Source organism: Pseudoalteromonas luteoviolacea CPMOR-1 (assembly GCF_001625685.1).
Taxonomy (GTDB): Bacteria; Pseudomonadota; Gammaproteobacteria; order Enterobacterales; family Alteromonadaceae; genus Pseudoalteromonas; species Pseudoalteromonas luteoviolacea_K.
Map to the genome: position 1 here is coordinate 49,641 of NZ_AUYC01000011.1, position 22,171 is coordinate 71,811.

A 22,171-nucleotide genomic window follows, 5' to 3' on the forward strand; every position below is an offset into this window, starting at 1 on the left:
CTCCTTACTGAGAACGAGCGTAATTTAAGAGTTTTTTCATGTCCTTTAAGAGCCCCTTAAGAACTAATCTATTCGCATCAGGATCTGACTTGTAAGGGTATTCCAAAACAACTAGGCCATGCTTATCAACTAAATAAAATGCTGCTGGCATCAGCTTATTCTGAGCATCTTGCTCTACCGAATTATCACCATCCCCAACCACTACGATAGCAACCTTATTACGGTGCTTACCCAGTGCAACATCTAAATTTTCTACATTATTTTTTTGTACATCACAGGCTGAGTGGCACCCTTTTGGCACATTTAAAACAATGTTCCACAACTTGTCTTTTGATTGCACAGGAAGCCAAACTTCAGACTCTAGAAAGTCGCCATGATTCGTGGTGCTCTGGGGCCTTAAATCTAGACTCAGCACCGTAACAGCAGCAATGATTGGCAAGATAAAGCAACCTATAAATAACCCTAGTGTTTTACTCATTTGATCAACTCCTTGGATTTTTTCCTAGTCGCAAAAAATGCGATGATGCCTGCCGATAAACCGATCAAAAGCCACTGCAGTGCATAAGCTCGATGTTTGTCAGGGCTCATTACAACCGCCTGATAATGCGGAGTAACGTCTGCCATCACTGCTTGGTTTGCTATTACCAATAATGGCGAGACCGCCGCGTTTATTTCGCGGCTAAAAAAAGACGGCTCTAAATACTGTAAGACATTGCGATGGTGAATGCTTTGGTTTGGATACTTTGCCAATGTGAACCCCGACCACTCGCCAATTTTAAACTGAGCGTCAATTTCAATGGGACCAACAGGTAGCTCAATCATAGGCAACTGAGCGCGATCTTTACCCGCGGCTACAAATCCCAAATTTATAATCAGGGGATCATCAACCCCGCCCGCATCAAATATTGCTATCAAGTCATAACCAATTTGACCGTTGACGATTTGGTTATCAAGCAACCACCAATAACCCGATCTGAACTCCCCAACTAACACGGCTTTAGCGCCTTGCAGTAGCTCCGCGTTCGTGTTTATCAAAAGTCGTTTATTTTCAGGTTGCTCGCTCAACATCATAAGCTGGGCTTGCTTATCGAGTGCCCTTTGCCATTGCCAATACGACAATCTAAAGCAGATAGACATCACCAACACCACTGCAAAAATCAGCATTATTGTACTAACCTTTTTAGTAAACACGCTAATGGCAGGCCCCCTAATGCTTATAAAATGGATTATCACAGCACTTCTTTTCGTTATTCTATACCAACTTTTTCACGCATTATTTGTGATGTTAAGTGGCGCTGAACAGTCGAAAAACATGTCTAAAATTCTGGGAAAACGGGTTTTCTTTTCGCTAATTACCATGCTCGTCATCACACTCTCTAGTCAACTGGGCTTCTTTACATTTAATGCTCAGCCAACCTCTAAAGCACATACACAAAAACAAACAAGCATAGCCACACAACATCCACAAAATGCCAGTACCAAGCCGACGCCTGAAATGCAAAATGTTGATTAGCGTCTAAATGCCCCTTTAACACGCGTAACCAAACAACCAACAACATCAGTGCGCCAAGTGTTACATGCATACCGTGGAACCCAGTCAGCATAAAAAATGTGTTGCCATAAATTCCCGAGTCCAGTTTCAGCCCAAGTTCGATATAAGCATGTATGTACTCTTCAACTTGTAAACCTAAAAAAATAAACCCCAGTAATATAGTTAACCCTAAAAACACTTTGAGTTTTGTTCGTTCATCTCGCTCAATAGCCGTGTGCGCAAAATGCAACGTGACCGAGGAAGTAAGTAAGATCACGGTATTGATGAGTGGTAAACCTTGCCATGGCATGGCTTGCGTCGCAGTGCCATCTGGTGTGACTAACAATGGCCAAACCGCTTCAAAATCAGGCCACAGTACTTCATTGGTCATCAAATTATTGCTCGCGCCACCCAACCACGGCACAGCAAACATCCTGACGTAAAATAAAGCACCAAAAAATGCGGCAAAAAACATCACTTCAGAGAATATAAACCACCCCATGCCTTGCCTAAAAGAGCGATCCATTTGCGCCGAATAGAGCCCGCTCATCGACTCATCAATCACATGTCTAAACCAACCCACGATCATCGCTATCAGCACCACAATACCTATCAATAATGTCCACAGACCCGAATTGGCTTCTTTACCTAACTGCATAACCGTTAACCCTGCCCCAACCGCAATAAAAAACATTGCAATGGCACCGACAATAGGCCATGGGCTTTGCTCTGGTACATAGTAGGTTTGGTAACTCTTATCCATTTTGAGGTCCTCGCACAGTAGATGACATCACCGAAATAAACGGTTGAGTGAACACCTGTGGTGTTTGCCCAATATTCCCTGCGGTAACGCTCTCTGTGATGTCGTATAAGGTGTAAGAGAGTGTCAGTTCTTGTACATCTTTGGGTAATTCGGTATCAACATAAAACCGCAATGTAAATTCAAGTGATGCATTTGCAGCCATGGGCTGCTGGTCGAAACAAAAACAGGCCAGTTTATGTAGATACTTGGCAGCTTGACCAGGCGACACAGAGGGAATTGCTTGCATAATTCGCGCGCTATCGCTGGTGTTCTGCGCCAAAAACTTTACTTCCGATAACTTGCCAGGTTGAACACTCACCGAGTATTGCAGCGCTTTTACTTTGAAAGGAGTTGTGCTCTTTGCATGCGTCGTGAAGCTCACTTCAACTTCTCGGGATGCATCAACGCCTTCACTTTTTTGCGCCACGACCAAATCCACTTTGCCATTGAGGCCGGTGATGTCACAAAACACATCGTAAAGAGGCACCAAGGCAAATGCGAAAGCAAACATACCTAGTACCGTCAACACCAATTTTTGCAATAGCGCGGTATGCATTAGTCAACCTTTGGCGGCGTTGAGAAAGTATGATATGGCGCAGGTGATGCCACTTGCCACTCAAGCCCCTCAGCACCGTCCCATACTTTGCTATCAGCAGGTTTGCCCCCGGCGATACATTTGAAAACAACCGCCACGAATAGCAGCTGCGATAAGCCAAATGCAAAACCTCCAATACTGATAATGGCGTTAAAATCTGCAAATTGCAGTGCGTAGTCAGGAATACGCCTTGGCATACCGGCTAGCCCCACGAAATGCATTGGGAAAAACAGCACGTTGACACTCACCAGTGAGAGCCAAAAATGCCACTGTGCCAATGTTTCGCTGTACATATTTCCTGTCCATTTCGGCAACCAGTAATACGCCGCAGCCATAATTGAAAAGACGGCACCGGTTACGAGGACATAATGAAAATGGGCAACCACAAAATACGTATCATGATATTGAAAGTCTGCGGGTGTGATGGCCAGCATAAGGCCAGAAAAACCGCCCAGGGTGAATAAAACAATAAACGCAATTGCAAACATCATCGGAATTTCGAAGCTGATAGCACCTCGCCACATGGTTGCAACCCAATTAAAGACTTTTACACCTGTCGGCACCGAGATCAGCATGGTCGCATACATGAAAAAAAGCTCACCAGCCAATGGCATGCCTGTCGTAAACATATGATGTGCCCACACCACAAAGGACAATAACGCAATCGACGATGTGGCATACACCATGGATGCATAACCAAACAGTTTTTTGCGAGAAAAGGTAGGCACAATGGTTGAGATAATACCAAATGCAGGCAATATCATGATGTACACTTCAGGGTGCCCGAAGAACCAGAATATATGTTGGAACATCACCGGATCTCCGCCCCCTGCGGCATCAAAAAAGCTGGTCCCAAAATACTTATCGGTTAACACCATGGTCACCGCACCAGCCAATACGGGCATGACAGCAATCAATAAAAATGCAGTGATTAGCCATGTCCAAACAAATAACGGGAGCTTCATCCAAGTCATACCCGGTGCACGCATATTAACAATGGTGACTATCACATTGATGGCACCCATTATTGAGCTCACCCCCATAATATGCACGGCAAAGACAAACAACGCCGTATTATCGTTACTATAAGTCGTGGAAAGAGGTGCATAAAATGTCCAGCCAAAAGCCGGACCACCGCCTTCCATAAATAAAGAAGCGAGTAATATGGCAAACGCAAAAGGTAATATCCAAAAACTCCAATTATTCATCCGCGGTAAGGCCATATCAGGCGCCCCTATCATCATCGGGATCATCCAGTTAGCAAGCCCTGTGAATGCAGGCATAACAGCACCAAATACCATTATTAAGCCATGTACCGTCGTCATTTGATTGAAAAAGTGCGGGTCAACAAGCTGCATACCCGGCTGAAATAACTCGGCTCGGATAACCATCGCCATGGCACCACCGGTTAAAAACATCAATAACGAAAAAAGCAGATATAAAGAGCCTATGTCTTTGTGATTAGTTGTAAAAATCCACCGTTTTAGCCCCGACGGTGCACCGTGATGGTGCTCATGAGATACAGGTTGCTCTTGTGCGGTAGTCGACATTATTCTTTCTCCTTAGTCCCATCAATGAAGGCCTGAATTTGCCCAGGCTGAACTACCTCTTGAGTATCATTACCCCAGCTGTTGCGTTTGTATGTGATCACACCGGCAATTTCTGTTAGCGTGAGCTGCTTACCAAAAGCTTGCATGGCTGTACCAGGTCGCCCATTCACAAGTATGTCAATATGCGCTTTTAACTCACCATTGACGACTGCACTGCCCTTCATCGCAGGAAAAACACCCGGCAGCCCTAATCCTGTTGGCTGATGACAGGCAGCACAATATGCCATGTACACTTTTTCGCCTGTTGCCATTAATTCATCTTTTGAAAGCGTTACACCCACAGAGGCTGCCTCAGCCTGTAGCGCTTTAGCTTTAGCCTGCTTAGCCTCTGCGAGCCAAATATCAAAATCTTCGGGGGAGCGCGCATCAACCACAACGGGCATAAAGCCATGATCTTTTCCGCACAGCTCAGCACACTGGCCACGATAAATTCCTTGCTCATTTACCCGCGTCCACGCCTCATTGATAAAACCAGGGTTAGCGTCTTTTTTTACGGCAAAATCGGGCACCCACCACGAGTGGATAACATCATCGGAGGTCAGTAAAAATCGTACTTTTCGGTCGGTAGGAATAACCAGCGGTTTATCGACCTCTAACAGGTAGTGCTCATCTTTCGCCTGCAAATTGTCGATTTGATCTTTTGGCGTCGATAGGACAGAAAAAAAGTCAACATCATGGCCCATATACTCGTAATGCCACTTCCATTGAGACCCTGTCACCTTGATGGTGAGATCAGACTTGCTGGTATCTTCCATTGCAATCAGCGTTTTAGTCGCCGGAATCGCCATCACCACCAAGATCAAAAATGGAATTGCGGTCCACACAATTTCCACTTTGGTACTCTCATGAAATTGAGCAGGTTCAGCACCTTTGGACTTGCGGTGATGTATTAACGCCCAAAACATCACCGAAAAGACAATAGCGCCAATCACACAACAAATCAGAAAGATCGTCATATGTAACTGGTAAACCTCATTACTGACATCCGTCACCCCTTGACGCATGTTGTAATCGCTGGCTGCTGCACTGAAGCTTGCCAGTAATGGGACAAAGATATTGAACAGCTTTAAATTCGCAAGATTCATGTGACGTCTCCGATCCCTTATAATTTTAATCTTGAAGGGGTTTTTATTATTGGATGACTGTCAATAGGCGTTGTTGCCTAAACTGCATGACTTCTTTAACGATTAGTAAAGAAACAACCAGCTTGCAAGTTTTGTATTTTACAGATTACGTTAATTTGGAGTATTTGCTTCATTAAAAATCGGGCATATCCGACGCTAAAGCAATTAACTAGAAATAGATAAAATTTTATTTGGTAAATTAAAACAATTACTTAAATTTTTAATTTGTCATCTTTGAAAAATTAAAGTGAGCTCAAACGTTGGCTTTGCCCTCTTTTATTGAATAAATTGTAAACAGTATCAACTTAAAACTTTCTTACTCCTTAGTCAAAAATTAAAACCATATACCCAAAACGTATAAAAAAGTGCAATCAGTCAGATAGTCAAACAATGGCACCTCCCTCGCCAAGCACTTTCACCTTACTAACTAAACGCCTTGCCTATTGGTGTTTAATTGACTGAAACATAAATACAAGTTGAAATATGCGACATAAACAAATGCCCCCAATTTCAGTTTGTTTGTTATTTTCACCTTAAACGTGATTTTAAGGTGAAAATAAAGAAGATCAGAGAGTAATGAATAAAAATAACCACACACTATCCATAGCAATTTTTTAATTAAATACGGGCAATATCTTTTCAGCAATCATCTTCATAGTTTGCTCTTCACGTTCATGACCTGTTGTCACAATGATTAAATCCAGTTCATCAATGATAACGATATACTGCCCGCCGCCCCCCTGTGCAGAACGTGTAAAGTAGCGTTTATTACCAAACAGCACGTCCGCTTGCCACCAATAGTATCCATAACTTGGACGCTTTACTTTACTCCCAGTGAAGAAGATATCACTGTCATTCAGTGCGACTATCTTATTTGATGATTGAGCCAAATATGCTTTAGGGATCAATTGCTCACCTTGCCATTGTCCGTCTGATTTAGCCAACAACCCCAACTTAACCATATCCCTCGATGTTAACTCTGAGCCATATGCCCCAATAGGTAGACCGTCGACTTCTTCTCGCCATCGATAATTAAAAATCCCTAATTTATTGAACAGCGCCTGTTCGATAAATGCTTTTGCGCCACTGGGCACAACCTTATTAAGTACCTGCATTGCAAGTGCGGGATCTTCGCTTTGATAATTAAAAGTTTGCTTTAAAGGCGTAATCGGTGATGAAGAAGATAGCAATGCTTGCAACTGAGCTTGAGTGCTTTTCCCCCCCACCTTTGTGCTTAACGCCGCATATAATTCGCGTTTAATGCGTAGCCCTGATTGCATTGTTAAAGCTTGATGCAAGGTAATGCGCTGAGCACCTGGAGAAAACACCTCAGAATTTAAGTCATTGAAAAACGATACAATGGGCTTGTCCAAGTCCGCCATTGTTAAATGACCAAGAGCCATAGCTCGCCCTATCGCCAAACTCAGTATGGCTTTAGTAACAGAGGCTTGAGGGTGGGGGTTATCAATTCGCCCACGTAAATAATACGACTCAAAAATAAGTGTATCTCCTTTTACGACCAGCAAACTATCATACTTTCCGAGCTTTTGAGTGCTCACCTCCATGGCCAATTTATTCAGCATGGCCCTATCCGCTTTTATATGATCAAAATTGCCAACTCGAATGCCATCGCTTAACGTTTCTGGCGTAAAATCGATATAAGGTACTTCGAGATTAGGTAGCTCCGAATGCGGTAACTTACTCTCTGCGGCTGTCACCCTTGGCGCTGCGGGTATACTCGCAACTGCCGACACACTTACAACGCTCAGAACAGATATATAACTCAATAGGATCTGCTTTTTTTTAAACCATTTATTGCAAAATACTGTCATGCTTTTCTCCATATACTTCAGTGTTCTCTATCCAAAACAGTTATTTATAGATTTGACAACCATGACACACCACGCGCGACCGTCATGGGTACCGCTTGTGAATGGTTCCCCTCCATCACTTCATGGGTTAAAAACAACTTGCTCTGCGTGTGGGCGTTTAATTTAACAAGCAATCGATCAACATGTGTTTTTAGGCGCGCTTCTTGGTCACCATAAGAAATAAACACATTGGCGTTAAGTTGTTTCTGCTTACTCAATAATTCACTTAAATAGTCCACGCTGCCTCCTAAAGCAGGACTGCCTAAGATGTAGTGATTAAATGTATCTGGCTGTGTAACCAAGGCATACATTCCAAATTGCCCACCCAGTGAATAGCCAAAATAGGCACGTTGATCTGGTTTGGTTCTATACAGCGAATCAACCCGCTTGATGACGTCCTCGCGAATGAAAGCTAAATGTTTTTCGGCTTGACCAAAATGATACTTGGCTTGACGAGCCTTATCCGTTGATGCAGTCGCTGTATAGTCTCGAAATCGGCTGGCATGTGGCGCTGCAATCTGACCATCAACCTTAGGCATGTCTTTTTGCCAAGAAATTCCCACTAAGATCACATCATCCATTAAAAATGTCGTTGCTGCAGACAACAGATCGAGTTGCCATACGGCATCGGTGAAATACACCACAGGGTAACGATGTTTTGAGTCTTTGCCATAGTCCTCAGGCAACTTGACCAGCAGTTCATATTGGCCACCATTCACTGAATTGGTGATTGGGACAACTTGCGTTCTAGGCATGGCATACGCCTCAAACTCCATTGCTTGCAAACTCCACAGCGGCAGCATCATACATATCAATGTCTGTACAAATTTTTTCATCATTCTTCCTCGTTATTTAGGTGCAACACACTAGGCTAAACAGCTGCTTTATTGCTTACTCGCCTACATGTTATTGGTTAACTAGGAAAGCAGGTTAGCGTATTCGGAATGAGAGACTTGATGTTTTGCTGACGTCTCATTGACTTTGCAATGAAAAATAAAATAGCAAATAATTCAGGTGGTTATAATTTGATATTTCGCAATCTAATACGTATGTTAACCTTGTTTTATACGCACTAAAATAATCACATTCACTGCCAACGATCAGTAGGAAGGGCTATGCAACAACAGTATTGGGTAGGCGACTTTTATATAGATGTATCCAGAAATCAGATCACCTATCAACAACACACCCAAACACTTGCTCCTAAAGCACTTGCTGTGCTGAGCGTCTTAGCCCAGTATCAAGGCGAAGTACTGAGTCAAGACAAGCTACTTGATGCTGTATGGCAAGATGTTATCGTCTCACCAAATACACTACAGCGTAGCATCGTACAGCTCAGAAAAGCATTTGGTGATGACGGCAGAGAACAAGTGTTCATCAAAACCCATGCTAAGCAAGGATACAGCTTAGAGGCAAAGGTCAGATGGGATGATAAAAGCACTGCGATACCTAAAAGCACACTACCATCGCACAGCCACGAGCAAACAGAGCAAACAACAGCCTCTGAATTGCCCGTAACGCCCACTAAAAGTAGACGTCCCTTTTGGTATACGATTTCACTCACAATATTAGGTGGCGTAATCGCGATTGGTGCAATGACTCTGCTAGACCAACCAAAATCCGACACATTTCATGTTGAAAAGCTCACCGCGCTCACAGCAACCGATAATAGAGAAAACGCAGGGATCTATTCACCTGATGGTGACTATGTGGTATTCCATCGTTATGAAGACCGCCTGTGTATCAATAACCTATGGGCTAAACACACCCAAACTCAAGCTGAATTCCAACTCACACAAGCGCTCAATTCAAACGGCACACATACCTTCTCAGAAGATGGAAAAACACTGTACTTTGTACAAGAGCAAGATTGTCGACAACCCATTACTCAAAAGCAGTGTTATCAGCTTATGCGTTTAGACTTTGCCAAATCGCTCACCTCACCGCAACAGCCCACAAGTATCATGGAATGCAAAAATTCACGACTGCGCTCACCCAGTTGGATGCATGGTGGTCACCTCGCATTATTGCAACAGCACCAAGCCCGATGGGCGTTGATACGTTACACCATTGACAGTAAAGAGAGCCTGGTAATTTTTGGCTCAGAAAATGATAACGTGATTTCATATGCCTATTCAGCAAAGGAAAATCTGCTTGCGCTGACCACATTAAACACAGCAGGCCAATATCACCTGCAGCTCGTCACCCCCGAAGGAGAGGTACGCTCAAAAGTCGCCATTCAATACCCGCAAGAAATTGCCAAATACCGCTTTATCTATCCCAGCTTCTCCCCATTTGATGAAAAGCTGGTATTCAGCACTGGGCGGCAGTTATTTACACTGGCTTATGACGGTATCATTAATAAAGTCAGCTTGCCTCTCGATGAACCCATGGGATCGCCAAGCTTTCACCCGGATGGCGACCGAATGTTGGTCATTAAAGGCTTTTATGACCGAGATATCGCACTGCTGACACTCTCAGAACCAAAAGCTGGCGACACACAAGGCCATGCCAATCAACCCAAATTCGATATTATTGAGCGATCAATTTCTTCTGAAGGCAGTGCCTTATTTCAACCAAATGGCACTAAACTCGCTTTTCGTTCACAGCGTTCGGGTATTGACCAAGTTTGGATCAGTGATGGTACAACGAGTCAACAGCTATCAAACTTTGCGATGGATAGTTATATTGATGGACTAGTTTGGGCCCAAAATGGACAAAGTCTCCTAACCAGTTCAAGCAAAGAGCTAACCCAACTATCACTGGGTGGCAATCATCTGCACTTTCCTTATACAGTTCCTATTGAACAGCTTTTCGATTGGGATAGCGAACAGCAAACTGCATTGGCCAATATTCGTGTCGCAGGACTACTAAAATTTGCGCAGCTTAACCTGTCTGATTTGACGTTTACCATCCTTAGAGATACGCCAGTCAACTGGGCACAGCGTACTGAAAATGGACATGTTGTGTACACAGATCAACTCGATCGATTTTGGCAAACTGGTGGGGTCGAAGATACGCTCATCGAAGCGCTGATTGATCAAGGCAGCGACAAACGATTCATGCTTGATAATTACGTCCTCTATGGGGTGAACGAACAGTTTGAGTTATGGCGCTATCATCTGGAACAGCAACAGTTTACAAAGCTAATGAAACTGCCAAAAACCCTTGACTACCTTACCGATGTTAGAGGCTCAACCGCATTAGTGTCACTGCGTATTAATGCTAAAAAAGAGCTCGCAGAGCTAACTATCAGCCAATAACTACAAGTTAAAAATCCAAGTTCAAACGCACTTCAATCAACTTTGTTGTCGTTTAATCGCAGTGTGTGCTTTTTAACTTGGTAAGCTGTAATTGGAATAAAAATGGCAATGACTTATCTATTACATCCCTACCGGACATCGCGGTACTAGGCTGTGGTTTTTAAATCCAGCCAACAGGGAGTCTACACAATTATATAATAAATTTATAAAGCCACAGCGAGAATTCACACACCTCCCAACCCAGCTCGCACGAATAGATATCGATAAAAAACACTCAACTTGATTGAATAAATTATACCTATAAAGCACACAGCAAAAAGTAAAAAACCAAAATGACATAAAAAAGAAATAAATTTGAAATATTTAATTATTAATATGTTCACCAAAAGGAAAGATAAATTTAACAAAGCAACAAAGGAATACTTATGACAAGCTGTAACTTGCTAGAACTTTCAGAGTCAGGTGGATGTGGGTGTAAAATTCCACCCAATATGCTGGGAAGGATTTTAAAGACAACCAGCCAAAACAATGATGCTATCGACCCTAATTTACTTCTAGGATTTGAAACATCGGATGATTGCGCAGTATATAATTTTGGCGACAAGCATCTTCTATTTTCTACTGACTTTTTTAGTTCCACCGTCAACTCTCCTTACTTATTTGGAAAAATCGCAGCAGCAAATGCGCTCAGTGACATTTATGCAACCGGTGGAAAGCCATTGATCGTTAATTCTATTTTGGCATTCCCTCCTGAAGATATTCCAATGCCCTATGTCGAGGATATGATCAAAGGCGCACAAGAAGTACTCACACAATGTAATGCAAAAAATGTCGGTGGCCATACCATAAAAAATGCCCAACCTTTATATGGATTTGCAGTTATCGGAGAAGCGCAACAGCACCAGATAAAAAGGAATAACACCCCGCAAGTAGGCGACTTAGTCATCATCACGAAGCCAATTGGGATTGGTGTACTTTCCAACGCATTAAAAATGAATTTACTTAATGAAGATATATTACCTGAACATACAATTGAATATATCACCCGAGTAAATAAGATAGGCTATGAGTTAGGCAAACTATCCGGTGTGCACTCTATGACCGATATAACAGGATTTGGTCTCATTGGTCACCTAAGTGAAATGGTCGAGAATTCGAATTTCGATGTTTCTATTAACACATCAGATATCCCGCTGATTGATGGCGTGAAAGATCTGTGTATCAAGGCAACTAAAAATCCCAGCGGGACATTTAACAACATCAGCCGATATGCTAAATACTTACAGTATAGAAATGATATCAGCGAAGAGCTTAAGTTACTTTTACATGACCCGCAAACCAATGGCGGTTTATTAATTACCGTTGACCAACACACCTATGAAAGCCAATTAGCAGCTTTATCTGACTCCTACCCTGACCAGTTTCATGTTATTGGTCAAGTTAATCAAGGTTCTGGGAAGATAGTACTAAAATGAATCCAGAGCTACTTGTTGGACTTTTTGGCATCTTAACAGGGTGCCTTTCAGGACTATTAGGTATTGGTGGTGGGATCCTACTTGCGCCATTATTGATTATTTTCATGCCGTTAATAAGCAGTGTGCAACTCACTTTGCTCACAATTACGGGGTTAACAACTGCACAAAGCTTTTTTGGTTCAAGTAGTGCCATGTTTCACCTTGCTAAAAGCAAAATGCAGGACAATACCTTAATTTATCGTTTTGGTATCCCTATGGGCCTTGCAAGTTTAGCGATCTCATTCTTTGCGCTTCATATCCCGGAGAAAATAGTACTCATTGTGTTTTCTTTGTTGGCGGTTTGCTCTGTGCTGATAGCTTTGCTTGACCGCACATTGGAAAAGTACTGCTCAGATATTAACCTCAAGCGTACTCCCGCCCTGCCAGTCATTGGCATCTTGCTTGGTTTATTATGCGGCGCTGTCGGTCAAGGCGGCGGGTTTATTTACCTACCTATTATGATATATATCTTTCGATGCAGTCCCAAAGTAGCCATAGCCTCTGCCCCCATTATTGGCGTGTTGTCTTCAGTCAGTCTTTTTTTTGGTCGAGCGCTGAGCGACACTCTGGATTGGTGGCTATGCCTTTACTTAGTCATAGGCATTTTTATTGGCGCCAAAATTGGGGCTCTTGTTTCCCTTAGGCTCAATGAAACTATTTTAAAAAAGTGTATCAATGTATTCATTCTTTTGAGCTCATTAAAAATTATCTCTATGGCACTTTAGACAGACGATCTCATCAAAAAAGCAGGGCTTAAACCTGCTATAGAACTAAAAATTATTAAGGAAAATTATGATTAATGCGGATATTAGTGGCTCTGCCCCCGTCAAACCGGAAGTGATTGAACTATTAAATGAGTACTTGAAACTCAATAAGTTTGCCAACCCCAATTCAAATCACCGCTTAGGCTGTCAACTATATAATGAAATGGAACAAAGTCGAGGTGAGTTGTGTGCATTACTCGGCTGTGATGCTGAAAATATCGCATTTAATAGTGGCTCTACCGAAGGCATTCGCTCGATTTTTTTCCATTTATTTGAGCATGGGGAAATTAATAACTCCATTATTTTTTATTCTGCTCTAGAGCACTCAGCGACACTTGAAAATATCAAATACTATCAAGACAAAGGTATTGAAGCCGTTGAAATACCACATTTTAAAAATGGTTTACTCAACATTGAAGATTTACGAGCAAAGCTGGAAAACTGCCACAAAAGCAATATCCTTATCGCAGTAATGGCGGCGCATAATGAGACCGGTATTATTCAAGATTATCAGCAAATAGGTGCTCTGGCACACCGCTTCAATGCGAAGTACTTTAGCGACACCACGCAATTAATAGGCAAGTTACCCTTTTGTTTTGAATCTAGCAATATCGATTTCGCTGTCGCCTCAGGACACAAATTTGGCGCATTGCCCGGCTCAGGCTTTTTATTGATAGAAAATCCATGGCACTTTAGACCATTGATAATAGGGGGAGGGCAAGAAAACTCGCTAAGAGCAGGAACCCAAAACTATTTGGGGATCTCATCACTGGCAATCGCTTTGAAAGCGGCATCAGAAGATATGAAAAAGAACGAAGAAATTGAGTCAGTTCAACACGCTTTTGAACACGATTTAAAAACCAAGTTCCCATCTAGCACAATTTTAGGTGACAGTGTAAAACGGGTACCCGGTATTACATTTTGCGCATTAGGCGGCTTAAAGCGCAGTAAAATTCAAAACCTATTTGACCAAGAAGGCATTTTAATCACATCTGGTTCTGCCTGTTCTGATAAAAAGAACGCAGCTTCAAGGACGGCTTTACACTTGGGTTATGATAAACATATCGCGCAAGAAACTATAAGAATCAGTTTAGGTTTAGGCGCATCAGAGTCCACTTATCGCCAACTTACCAGCCTACTTGATGAACTTACAACGCATGATTTGGTGGCATGATGCTTTCATTTTCCGATTGGCTACATCCCACTTTTAGCTAGCCGACTTGTATAGGCGTTTGCTCACTACACAAAACGCCTATAAAAAGCGGTGTTGGTAGTACAGCCACATCACTCAGTTTAGGAAAGGGAGATCTATCGAAAAAAGTGAGCTCGTAAGTTTTCTTCTTGCGTGCCAAACCGAGTATTATCAGCAAGTGATTCACCGTCAAACGAATGAACTTACTGGTAGCAAAGATCAAAAAACCCAAGCAATTGCTTGGGTTTTTCGTATTAGCTTATGCGCTAGGGGCAGATTACATCATACCGCCCATGCCGCCCATACCGCCCATGCCGCCCATATCTGGTGCAGCAGCTGCTTCATCCTTTGGAATTTCAGCAACCATAGCTTCAGTTGTGATCATCAGACCCGCTACTGACGCTGCGAACTGTAGTGCAGAACGCGTTACTTTAGTTGGGTCAAGGATACCCATTTCGATCATGTCGTCGTACTGGCCGTTTGCTGCGTTGTAACCGTAGTTACCTTCGCCTGCTTTTACAGCGTTAACAACAACTGACGCTTCGTCACCTGCGTTTGAAACGATTTGACGAAGTGGCGCTTCCATCGCACGTAGTGCAACATTAACACCGTGGTTTTGATCTTCGTTGTCACCTTCAAGACCTGCGATCTTGCTAGCAACACGAACTAGTGCAACACCACCACCTGGTACCACACCTTCTTCAACCGCTGCGCGAGTTGCGTGTAGAGCATCTTCAACGCGGTCTTTCTTCTCTTTCATTTCAACTTCAGTTGCTGCGCCAACTTTGATTACTGCAACACCGCCAGCAAGTTTCGCCATGCGCTCTTGTAGTTTTTCTTTGTCGTAGTCAGACGTTGCTTCTTCGATTTGTGCTTTGATTTGCGAAACGCGGCCGTCAATAGCAGCTTGCTCACCAACACCATCGATGATAGTTGTGTCATCTTTCGTGATAACAACGCGCTTAGCTGTACCTAGGTCTTCTAGTGTTGCTTTCTCAAGCTCTAGACCGATTTCTTCAGAAATCACAGTACCGCCCGTTAGGATAGCGATGTCTTGTAACATTGCCTTACGACGGTCACCGAAACCAGGTGCTTTAACCGCAGCTACTTTTACGATGCCACGCATGTTGTTCACAACTAGTGTTGCCAATGCTTCACCTTCAAGGTCTTCAGCAATGATAAGAAGTGGCTTGCTTGTCTTAGCCACGCCTTCTAGTGTAGGAAGTAGCTCACGAATGTTAGATACTTTCTTGTCTACAAGTAGAATGTGTGGGTTGTCTAGCTCAACTTGGCCTTTTTCAGCGTTGTTGATGAAATACGGAGATAGGTAACCGCGGTCAAATTGCATACCTTCTACAACGTCTAGTTCATTTTCTAAAGATTGACCTTCTTCAACCGTGATAACACCTGATTCACGGCCTACTTTTTCCATTGCTTCAGCAATGATGTCACCAATTTCTTTGTCAGAGTTTGCAGAGATAGTACCTACCTGTGCAATTGCTTTTGTGTCAGCACATGGTGCAGAAAGTGCTTTTAGCTCTTCAACTGCTGCAGCAACAGCTTTGTCGATACCGCGCTTAAGGTCCATTGGGTTCATACCCGCTGCAACAGACTTAAGGCCTTCGTTTACGATTGCTTGCGCAAGAACCGTTGCAGTTGTTGTACCGTCACCAGCTGCATCATTTGCTTTTGACGCAACTTCTTTAACCATCTGTGCGCCCATGTTCTCAAACTTGTCTTCAAGTTCAATTTCTTTCGCTACAGATACACCATCTTTAGTGATAGTTGGTGCGCCGAATGACTTATCAAGTACGACGTTACGACCTTTAGGACCCAGTGTTACTTTTACTGCGTCAGCCAATACGTTAACGCCCTGAAGCATTTTAGTGCGAGCGTCACCTGCAAAACGAACTTCTTTTGCTGCCATGTTTTTATTCCTCTAAATTCTTTTCGTTAAAGCTGCTATTTTGGTTACAAGCTACTGCTTAGCCAACAATACCTAGGATATTGTCTTCACGCATGATCAGGTACTCTTGACCTTCGATCTTTTCAGTCTTTTCAACGTATGAGCCGAAAAGTACTGTGTCACCTGCTTTTACTTCTAGTGCTCTTACTTCACCACTGTCCAACACGCGGCCATTACCTACAGCAACAACTTCACCACGAGTTGATTTTTCAGCTGCTGAGCCAGTCAATACGATACCGCCAGCAGATTTAGTTTCTTCTTCTAGACGCTTAACAATAACGCGATCATGTAAAGGACGAATGTTCATTGATTTAGTTCTCCTAACTTTTCTGAACAAGGACAGAATAATCTGTTTACTCAGAGTGAGCCGCGGCCCGACTAACGGCGCAAACGCGACTCTCTGGATTAATTTGTAACTTGCAATTCTAGATGGGGGTGGATATTTAAAACCCAAGAGAAAAAACTAAAAAATTTTAATCTTTTCTCTGATATTCACCTTCAATGGTGGTAGAGGATTGCGATTCTGACTTCGGCGCTTTGCGCTCAAACGGGTCAAATTTCTGCTCTTCAAAGGAAGGTTGTGCTTCTTGATGCGCTTGGGACTGACCAAAACCTTGGCCAAACATGCTGCTTTGCGCAGAGCTTTGCATTTTCACACTGGCTTGCTCAATCAATGCTTTTGCTATTTTTTCGCGAATTACGGGAGTTAATAGCATAAAACCAATGGCATCAGTCATGATCCCTGGGGTCATTAAAAATACACCCGCGATGATCACGCACAAGCCTGTAAATAAATCTTGTCCAGGTAACTTACCTGACGACATTTGCTGTTGTACATTAGAGTACGCACCCAATCCCTGCTGCTTAACCAATTTTGCACCTAACACCGCTGTGGCAATGACCAGCGCAATGGTAGCAAGCCCACCAATCACATCACTGACTTGAATAAGCAGCGCAATTTCAACAATGGGCACGACAATGAATAACAAAAAAAGAACTTTAAACATAGATTCTCCAAATAAACTGAAATAGATGTATGGCTTGTCAGGTCTAATTTCAAGCTTACAGTCAGCATCTAATCGCACTCTGGTGATCACTTACTGCATCGGTTTTACATCGAAACTCTTCGTTAGAACAAAACCGAGTTTGAAAGTTCAGAGTATATAAATGCAACTCAACGAGCACACCTTGGGATCCGGGTTGTCATTCGTTACTATAAGGGCAAAACCAACTTAGTCGGCAAAAACACGATGAGTACCCCATATAGAATGGTCATGACCACTTGTGATAATCAAGACAATGCCCGCCACATCGCGGCGCATTTAGTTTTAAATAAATTAGCCGCTTGTGTGAACATCTTGCCAAAAATAGAGTCAATCTACGTGTGGCAAGGAAAAGTCACGCAAGATGAAGAAGTTAAACTACTAGTCAAAACAAAATCCGCACTGGTTAGTAAGGTCATTGATGCGATCCAAGCTGAGCACAGTTACGATGTGCCTGAAGTACAAGTGATTGAAATCACTGAAGGCTCGCAGCAATATTTTAACTGGATGGAAGAGGTACTAAATTAATGCGACTGACGACGCTCTTATTTTCTTTTTTAACGCTGCTATTTATAGGCAGCTTTCAAGCTGTGGCCAATAATTCGGTCTTAGACAGCTTATTAGAACCAAAACAACAAACCTTTTTACCGGTTGATCAAGCTTTTGAGTTTGATTTCGACCAGCAAGGTTCCGTGTTATTTACTGGCTGGGATATTGCCTCTGGTTATTACATTTATAAGCACAAGCTGGAATTTGTCGCCAAGGGCGCAGACATCAAAGTACCTGAGCTAAGCACAGGTAAAATGATTGAAGATGAGTTTTTTGGCCGCACCGAAGTATACTTTGATGAACTTTCTGTGGTCTCAAAATTGAGCAATATTGGCCAAGATGCCATGGTGAAAATTCGCTACCAAGGCTGCGCAGAAGCGGGACTATGCTACCCACCAGAGATCATTGAGATCCCACTCACAGCGCTGGCTGGTGCAACGAATACAGTTGCCAAGCAAGGTGAAAGTGACGCTAACACGCAACAAACGGCGGCTAAACCGGCACCACAACCAAAAGCTGTTAGCAACAATGAAGACGGTGAGCTGTCTTTCAGTGATAAATTGGCGCAGCAAAGCTTTGTTACCAACTTAGGCGCGTTTTTCTTAGTGGGCGTTTTATTGGCATTCACGCCTTGTGTATTTCCAATGTTCCCAATTTTGTCGAGCCTCATTGCCGGTCAACAAAACCTATCTACCAAAAAGGCATTTTCACTGTCATTTGTGTATGTGCAAGGCATGGCGGTCACGTATGCAGCTCTGGGTTTGGTTGTGGCTTATTTTGGGGGTCATATCCAAGGCTATATTCAACACCCTGCTGTACTGATTAGCTTCAGTATTTTGTTTGTTATTTTAGCCTTTGCCATGTTTGGCTGGTTTGAGCTAAAACTGCCAAGCGGCATGATGAGCAAATTAACAGAGATTAGTAACCAGCAAAAAGGCGGCAATTATACCGGCGTCTTTATGATGGGTGTGCTATCAGGCTTAATCGCCAGTCCTTGTACAACCGCGCCGCTGTCTGCTGCACTATTATATGTTGCGCAAAGTGGTGACTACCTTGTTGGTGGTTTGACTTTATATGCACTGAGCTTAGGTATGGGTCTACCACTGCTATTACTTGGCACCTCAGGTGGTAAATTGCTCCCCAAAGCTGGCGGCTGGATGGAGCAGGTGAAAACGCTGTTCGGTTTCTTAATGTTGTTTGTGCCACTGATTTTACTCGAGCGCATCTTAGACTTTGACATTATTGTGATGCTGGCTTCAGTATTGGCCATTGCTACAGCACTATATCTTCACTATTGGCAAAGTGCGCAAACACAAGGCAAAGGCAAAACCTTCTTATGGGCGCTGTCGATGACCTTATTTGTCAGTGCCTTCTTTATGGCAAAATCTGTGCTTTTCCCAGCACCTCAACCACAAGTGAGTGTTGCTGCCGGTGTGATGGAGGAGAAAAAGTTCCGACTTATCGAAGGATTGGAGGGGCTGCATAGCGAAGTGGACAAAGCCAATCAACAAGGCAAGATTGCCGTCGTCGACTTATATGCTGATTGGTGTGTGGCCTGTAAAGAGTTTGAGAAGTACACCTTTCCAGAGGCGCAAGTACAGGCTGAGTTCCAACACTTTGAGTTATTAAAGCTCGACTTGACTGAAAGTAATGACACCACTTTTGAAATTATGGAGTTCTTTACCGTATTCGGCTTGCCAAGCATGCTGTTCTTCGACGAACAAGGTAATGAAATCCCCGAACTGCGCGTAACTGGTTTTATGAACGCAGAAGACTTTGCAGATCACCTACGTAAAGTACGTAATTACCAATAAATCCACTCCTCTTCCAACAGCCTATGTAAGCAACTGACTTACATAGGCTGTGCTTTATCTCTGATTAGACCAGTATTTTGCTGCTATTTACCTCGAACACTCTATAATAGTTCACGAACGTGAGAAATATTTGCTATTTATCGCGCAAGCGCTTAAGTTAGACACAGCAAGAGACAAAAAGTCTCGTTATTTCCCATTTAAAGGAATTTCACGCATTATGTCAGCAAATTTTAAGGTTTTAGTACTTAATGGTCCAAATTTGAACATGTTGGGCCGTCGCGAGCCAGATAAATATGGCACACAGACCTTAGCAGAGATAATGCAGTCACTGACAAAGTGCGCAGAACAACACGATGTGGTGCTGACTCATTTTCAGAGCAACAGTGAAGCAGAGCTTATCAATACCATCCATGACCATTATGGCAAAGTGGATTGTATTATTATCAACCCAGCGGCTTTCACACACACCAGTATCGCCATGCGCGATGCGTTGCTCAGTATCAGCGTCCCATTTTATGAAGTGCATATTTCCAATGTGCACGCACGTGAGCCATTTCGACATACCTCCTACTTCTCGGATGTAGCGAAAGGCGTCATATGTGGATTAGGTGCAATTGGCTATCAAGCTGCATTAATGGCAGCGATTGACCAGTTGCGCAAACAAGATAACTCAAATTAACTAACAGGCGGGCCAAGTTATGGATATTCGCAAGATTAAAAAACTAATCGAACTAGTAGAAGAATCAGGTATTGCAGAGCTAGAGATCACCGAAGGTGAAGAATCAGTACGTATTAACCGTCACAGCAGTGCACCGGTTATGGCTCAGCCTCAGCAATTCGCAGTACCTGCACCTGCAGCGGCACCAGTAGCAGCACCAGCGGCGGCGCCAGCAGCTGACGCGCCAGCAGAAGCAGCAACACCTGCAGGCCACCAAGTGAAGTCTCCAATGGTTGGTACTTTCTACTCTGCGTCTTCTCCAACCGCTGCGGCATACGTTGAAGTTGGTACAAAAGTAAACGTTGGCGACACGCTTTGCATCGTTGAAGCGATGAAGATGATGAACCAGATCGAATCTGACAAGGCAGGTACTGTTAAAGCTATCCTAGTTGAAAACGGCGAGCCAGTAGAATTTGATCAGCCACTATTCATCATCGAATAATTCCCAAGAAGGCAAACACTATGTTAGATAAAGTAGTCATTGCGAACCGAGGTGAAATTGCACTTCGCGTATTGCGTGCCTGCAAGGAGCTTGGGATTAAAACGGTTGCTGTGCACTCAACTGCCGACCGTGACCTTAAACACGTTCTACTTGCAGACGAAACAATTTGTATCGGTAAACCAGCTGCGGCTGAGAGTTACCTTGATATTCCTCGCATTATCGCTGCGGCAGAAGTAACAGATGCTGTTGCTATCCACCCAGGATACGGTTTCTTATCAGAAAACGCTGACTTTGCTGACCAAGTTGAGCAAAGTGGCTTTATCTTTATCGGTCCAAAGGGCGACACAATTCGTCTAATGGGTGATAAAGTTTCTGCAATCGAAGCAATGCGCAAAGCTGGCGTACCGTGTGTACCTGGTTCTGACGGCCCACTGACAGAAGACAACGAGCGCAACGTGCAAATCGCTAAGCGCATCGGTTACCCTGTTATCATCAAAGCAGCAGGCGGCGGCGGTGGTCGTGGTATGCGTGTTGTTCGCTCAGAAGAAGAGCTACTAGACTCAATCGCACTGACGCAAACTGAAGCACAACAGTTCTTCGGCAACGGCATGGTTTACATGGAAAAATTCCTAGAAAACCCACGTCACATCGAAGTACAGGTACTTGCTGACGGTCAAGGCAATGCCATTCACCTAGGTGAGCGTGACTGTTCAATGCAGCGTCGTCACCAGAAAGTAGTGGAAGAAGCGCCAGCACCGGGTATCACAGCAGAAATGCGTAAGTTCATCGGTGACCGTTGTACACGTGCATGTATCGAAATCGGTTATCGCGGTGCAGGTACATTCGAATTCCTATACGAGAATGGCGAATTCTACTTCATCGAAATGAATACACGTATTCAGGTAGAGCACCCAGTAACTGAAATGGTTACAGGCGTTGACCTAATCAAAGAGCAGCTAAAAATTGCTGCTGGTCAGCCTCTATCAATCACACAAGATGACGTTGTGATCAAAGGTCACGCTATCGAGTGTCGTATTAACGCTGAAGATCCAGAGTCGTTCATTCCGTCTCCAGGTAAAATCACGCGTTTCCACCCTGCAGGTGGCCTAGGTATTCGTTGGGACAGCCACATTTACGCTGACTACACAGTACCGCCGCACTACGATTCAATGATCGGTAAATTAATCACTTATGGTGAAAACCGTGACGTTGCAATCGCCCGTGCTCGCAATGCATTAAACGAACTTGTGATTGACGGTATCAAAACAAATACACCGTTACACAAGAAGATCTTAGCAGACGAGAACTTCCAAAATGGTGGTACAAACATCCACTATCTAGAGAAGAAACTCGGTCTGTAATCGATGTTTTCG

The 22,171-nt window shown here is 43.4% G+C and carries 21 protein-coding genes; 10 read left to right on the forward strand and 11 right to left on the reverse strand.

Going from position 1 to position 22,171, the window contains the following annotated elements; all coding sequences use genetic code 11:
- Positions 1–4 precede the first annotated feature (4 nt).
- Together N473_RS01370 and N473_RS01375 are read right to left on the reverse strand one after the other, a co-directional pair.
- Entirely contained in the window at positions 5–478 is a 474-nt protein-coding gene (locus N473_RS01370) for a hypothetical protein (protein WP_063366402.1), read from the reverse strand.
- Positions 475–1,164, reverse strand: coding sequence for an SURF1 family protein (locus N473_RS01375; RefSeq protein ID WP_063366403.1), 690 nt, complete (start codon positions 1,162–1,164; stop codon positions 475–477). The genes N473_RS01370 and N473_RS01375 overlap by 4 nt, the downstream gene beginning before the upstream one ends.
- Before the next feature lie 46 nt (positions 1,165–1,210).
- Between N473_RS01375 and N473_RS25735 the strand changes: the two genes are divergently transcribed.
- Positions 1,211–1,513 carry a DUF2909 family protein gene (locus tag N473_RS25735; protein ID WP_155735503.1) on the forward strand — a complete coding sequence of 101 codons (303 nt, stop codon included), beginning with the start codon at positions 1,211–1,213 and terminating at the stop codon, positions 1,511–1,513.
- Here N473_RS25735 and N473_RS01380 read toward each other — a convergent pair.
- From N473_RS01380 to N473_RS01405, 6 genes are all read right to left on the reverse strand, one after another.
- On the reverse strand, positions 1,419–2,294 hold the full coding sequence (locus N473_RS01380; RefSeq protein ID WP_039607669.1) for a cytochrome c oxidase subunit 3: 876 nt from the start codon (positions 2,292–2,294) through the stop codon (positions 1,419–1,421). The genes N473_RS25735 and N473_RS01380 overlap by 95 nt on opposite strands.
- Complete coding sequence (locus N473_RS01385) at positions 2,287–2,889, reverse strand: cytochrome c oxidase assembly protein (protein ID WP_081220874.1); 603 nt, start codon at positions 2,887–2,889, stop codon at positions 2,287–2,289. The genes N473_RS01380 and N473_RS01385 overlap by 8 nt, the downstream gene beginning before the upstream one ends.
- Positions 2,889–4,478, reverse strand: a complete 1,590-nt coding sequence (gene ctaD / locus N473_RS01390) for a cytochrome c oxidase subunit I (protein ID WP_039607668.1) — start codon at positions 4,476–4,478, stop codon at positions 2,889–2,891. The genes N473_RS01385 and ctaD overlap by 1 nt, the downstream gene beginning before the upstream one ends.
- Positions 4,478–5,623 carry a cytochrome c oxidase subunit II gene (gene coxB / locus N473_RS01395; RefSeq protein ID WP_063366404.1) on the reverse strand — a complete coding sequence of 382 codons (1,146 nt, stop codon included), beginning with the start codon at positions 5,621–5,623 and terminating at the stop codon, positions 4,478–4,480. The genes ctaD and coxB overlap by 1 nt, the downstream gene beginning before the upstream one ends.
- Before the next feature lie 653 nt (positions 5,624–6,276).
- Complete coding sequence (locus N473_RS01400; protein WP_063366405.1) at positions 6,277–7,494, reverse strand: serine hydrolase domain-containing protein; 1,218 nt, start codon at positions 7,492–7,494, stop codon at positions 6,277–6,279.
- 44 nt (positions 7,495–7,538) lie between these two features.
- Positions 7,539–8,372: an alpha/beta hydrolase gene (locus tag N473_RS01405; protein WP_081220885.1), complete on the reverse strand. Its 834-nt coding sequence runs from the start codon at positions 8,370–8,372 to the stop codon at positions 7,539–7,541.
- Positions 8,373–8,648: 276 nt separating this feature from the next.
- Between N473_RS01405 and N473_RS01410 the strand changes: the two genes are divergently transcribed.
- From N473_RS01410 to N473_RS01425, 4 genes are all read left to right on the forward strand, one after another.
- On the forward strand, positions 8,649–10,796 hold the full coding sequence (locus tag N473_RS01410) for a winged helix-turn-helix domain-containing protein (protein ID WP_063366407.1): 2,148 nt from the start codon (positions 8,649–8,651) through the stop codon (positions 10,794–10,796).
- A gap of 425 nt (positions 10,797–11,221) precedes the next feature.
- Positions 11,222–12,271, forward strand: coding sequence for a selenide, water dikinase SelD (gene selD, locus N473_RS01415; protein ID WP_063366408.1), 1,050 nt, complete (start codon positions 11,222–11,224; stop codon positions 12,269–12,271).
- A complete protein-coding gene (locus tag N473_RS01420; protein ID WP_063366409.1) occupies positions 12,268–13,035 on the forward strand; it encodes a sulfite exporter TauE/SafE family protein in 768 nt (255 codons plus the stop codon). Before selD ends, N473_RS01420 begins: the two co-directional genes overlap by 4 nt.
- A gap of 67 nt (positions 13,036–13,102) precedes the next feature.
- The gene (locus N473_RS01425; protein WP_063366410.1) at positions 13,103–14,248 is read left to right on the forward strand and encodes a cysteine desulfurase family protein; all 1,146 of its coding nucleotides are present in this window, start codon (positions 13,103–13,105) and stop codon (positions 14,246–14,248) included.
- A 295-nt stretch (positions 14,249–14,543) separates the two neighbouring features.
- Here N473_RS01425 and groL read toward each other — a convergent pair whose 3' ends face one another.
- The 3 genes from groL to N473_RS01440 all read right to left on the reverse strand — a co-directional run bounded on the left by groL (position 14,544) and on the right by N473_RS01440 (position 17,239).
- A complete protein-coding gene (gene groL / locus N473_RS01430) occupies positions 14,544–16,193 on the reverse strand; it encodes a chaperonin GroEL (RefSeq protein ID WP_063366411.1) in 1,650 nt (549 codons plus the stop codon).
- A 58-nt stretch (positions 16,194–16,251) separates the two neighbouring features.
- Positions 16,252–16,539, reverse strand: a complete 288-nt coding sequence (locus tag N473_RS01435) for a co-chaperone GroES (RefSeq protein ID WP_023400700.1) — start codon at positions 16,537–16,539, stop codon at positions 16,252–16,254.
- A 166-nt stretch (positions 16,540–16,705) separates the two neighbouring features.
- On the reverse strand, positions 16,706–17,239 hold the full coding sequence (locus tag N473_RS01440; protein WP_063366412.1) for an FxsA family protein: 534 nt from the start codon (positions 17,237–17,239) through the stop codon (positions 16,706–16,708).
- A gap of 243 nt (positions 17,240–17,482) precedes the next feature.
- On the opposite strand from N473_RS01440, the gene cutA reads away from it, so the two are divergent.
- The 5 genes from cutA to accC all read left to right on the forward strand — a co-directional run bounded on the left by cutA (position 17,483) and on the right by accC (position 22,159).
- Positions 17,483–17,803, forward strand: coding sequence for a divalent-cation tolerance protein CutA (cutA, locus tag N473_RS01445; protein ID WP_039607662.1), 321 nt, complete (start codon positions 17,483–17,485; stop codon positions 17,801–17,803).
- Complete coding sequence (locus N473_RS01450) at positions 17,803–19,638, forward strand: protein-disulfide reductase DsbD (protein ID WP_063366413.1); 1,836 nt, start codon at positions 17,803–17,805, stop codon at positions 19,636–19,638. The genes cutA and N473_RS01450 overlap by 1 nt, the downstream gene beginning before the upstream one ends.
- A 217-nt stretch (positions 19,639–19,855) precedes the next feature.
- Complete coding sequence (gene aroQ, locus N473_RS01455; protein ID WP_039607660.1) at positions 19,856–20,317, forward strand: type II 3-dehydroquinate dehydratase; 462 nt, start codon at positions 19,856–19,858, stop codon at positions 20,315–20,317.
- A 19-nt stretch (positions 20,318–20,336) separates the two neighbouring features.
- Positions 20,337–20,798 (forward strand): acetyl-CoA carboxylase biotin carboxyl carrier protein, encoded by a 462-nt coding sequence (gene accB, locus N473_RS01460; protein ID WP_023400705.1) that lies wholly within the window; start codon positions 20,337–20,339, stop codon positions 20,796–20,798.
- A gap of 20 nt (positions 20,799–20,818) precedes the next feature.
- Positions 20,819–22,159, forward strand: coding sequence for an acetyl-CoA carboxylase biotin carboxylase subunit (accC, locus tag N473_RS01465; protein ID WP_023400706.1), 1,341 nt, complete (start codon positions 20,819–20,821; stop codon positions 22,157–22,159).
- The last annotated feature ends 12 nt before the right edge of the window (positions 22,160–22,171 follow it).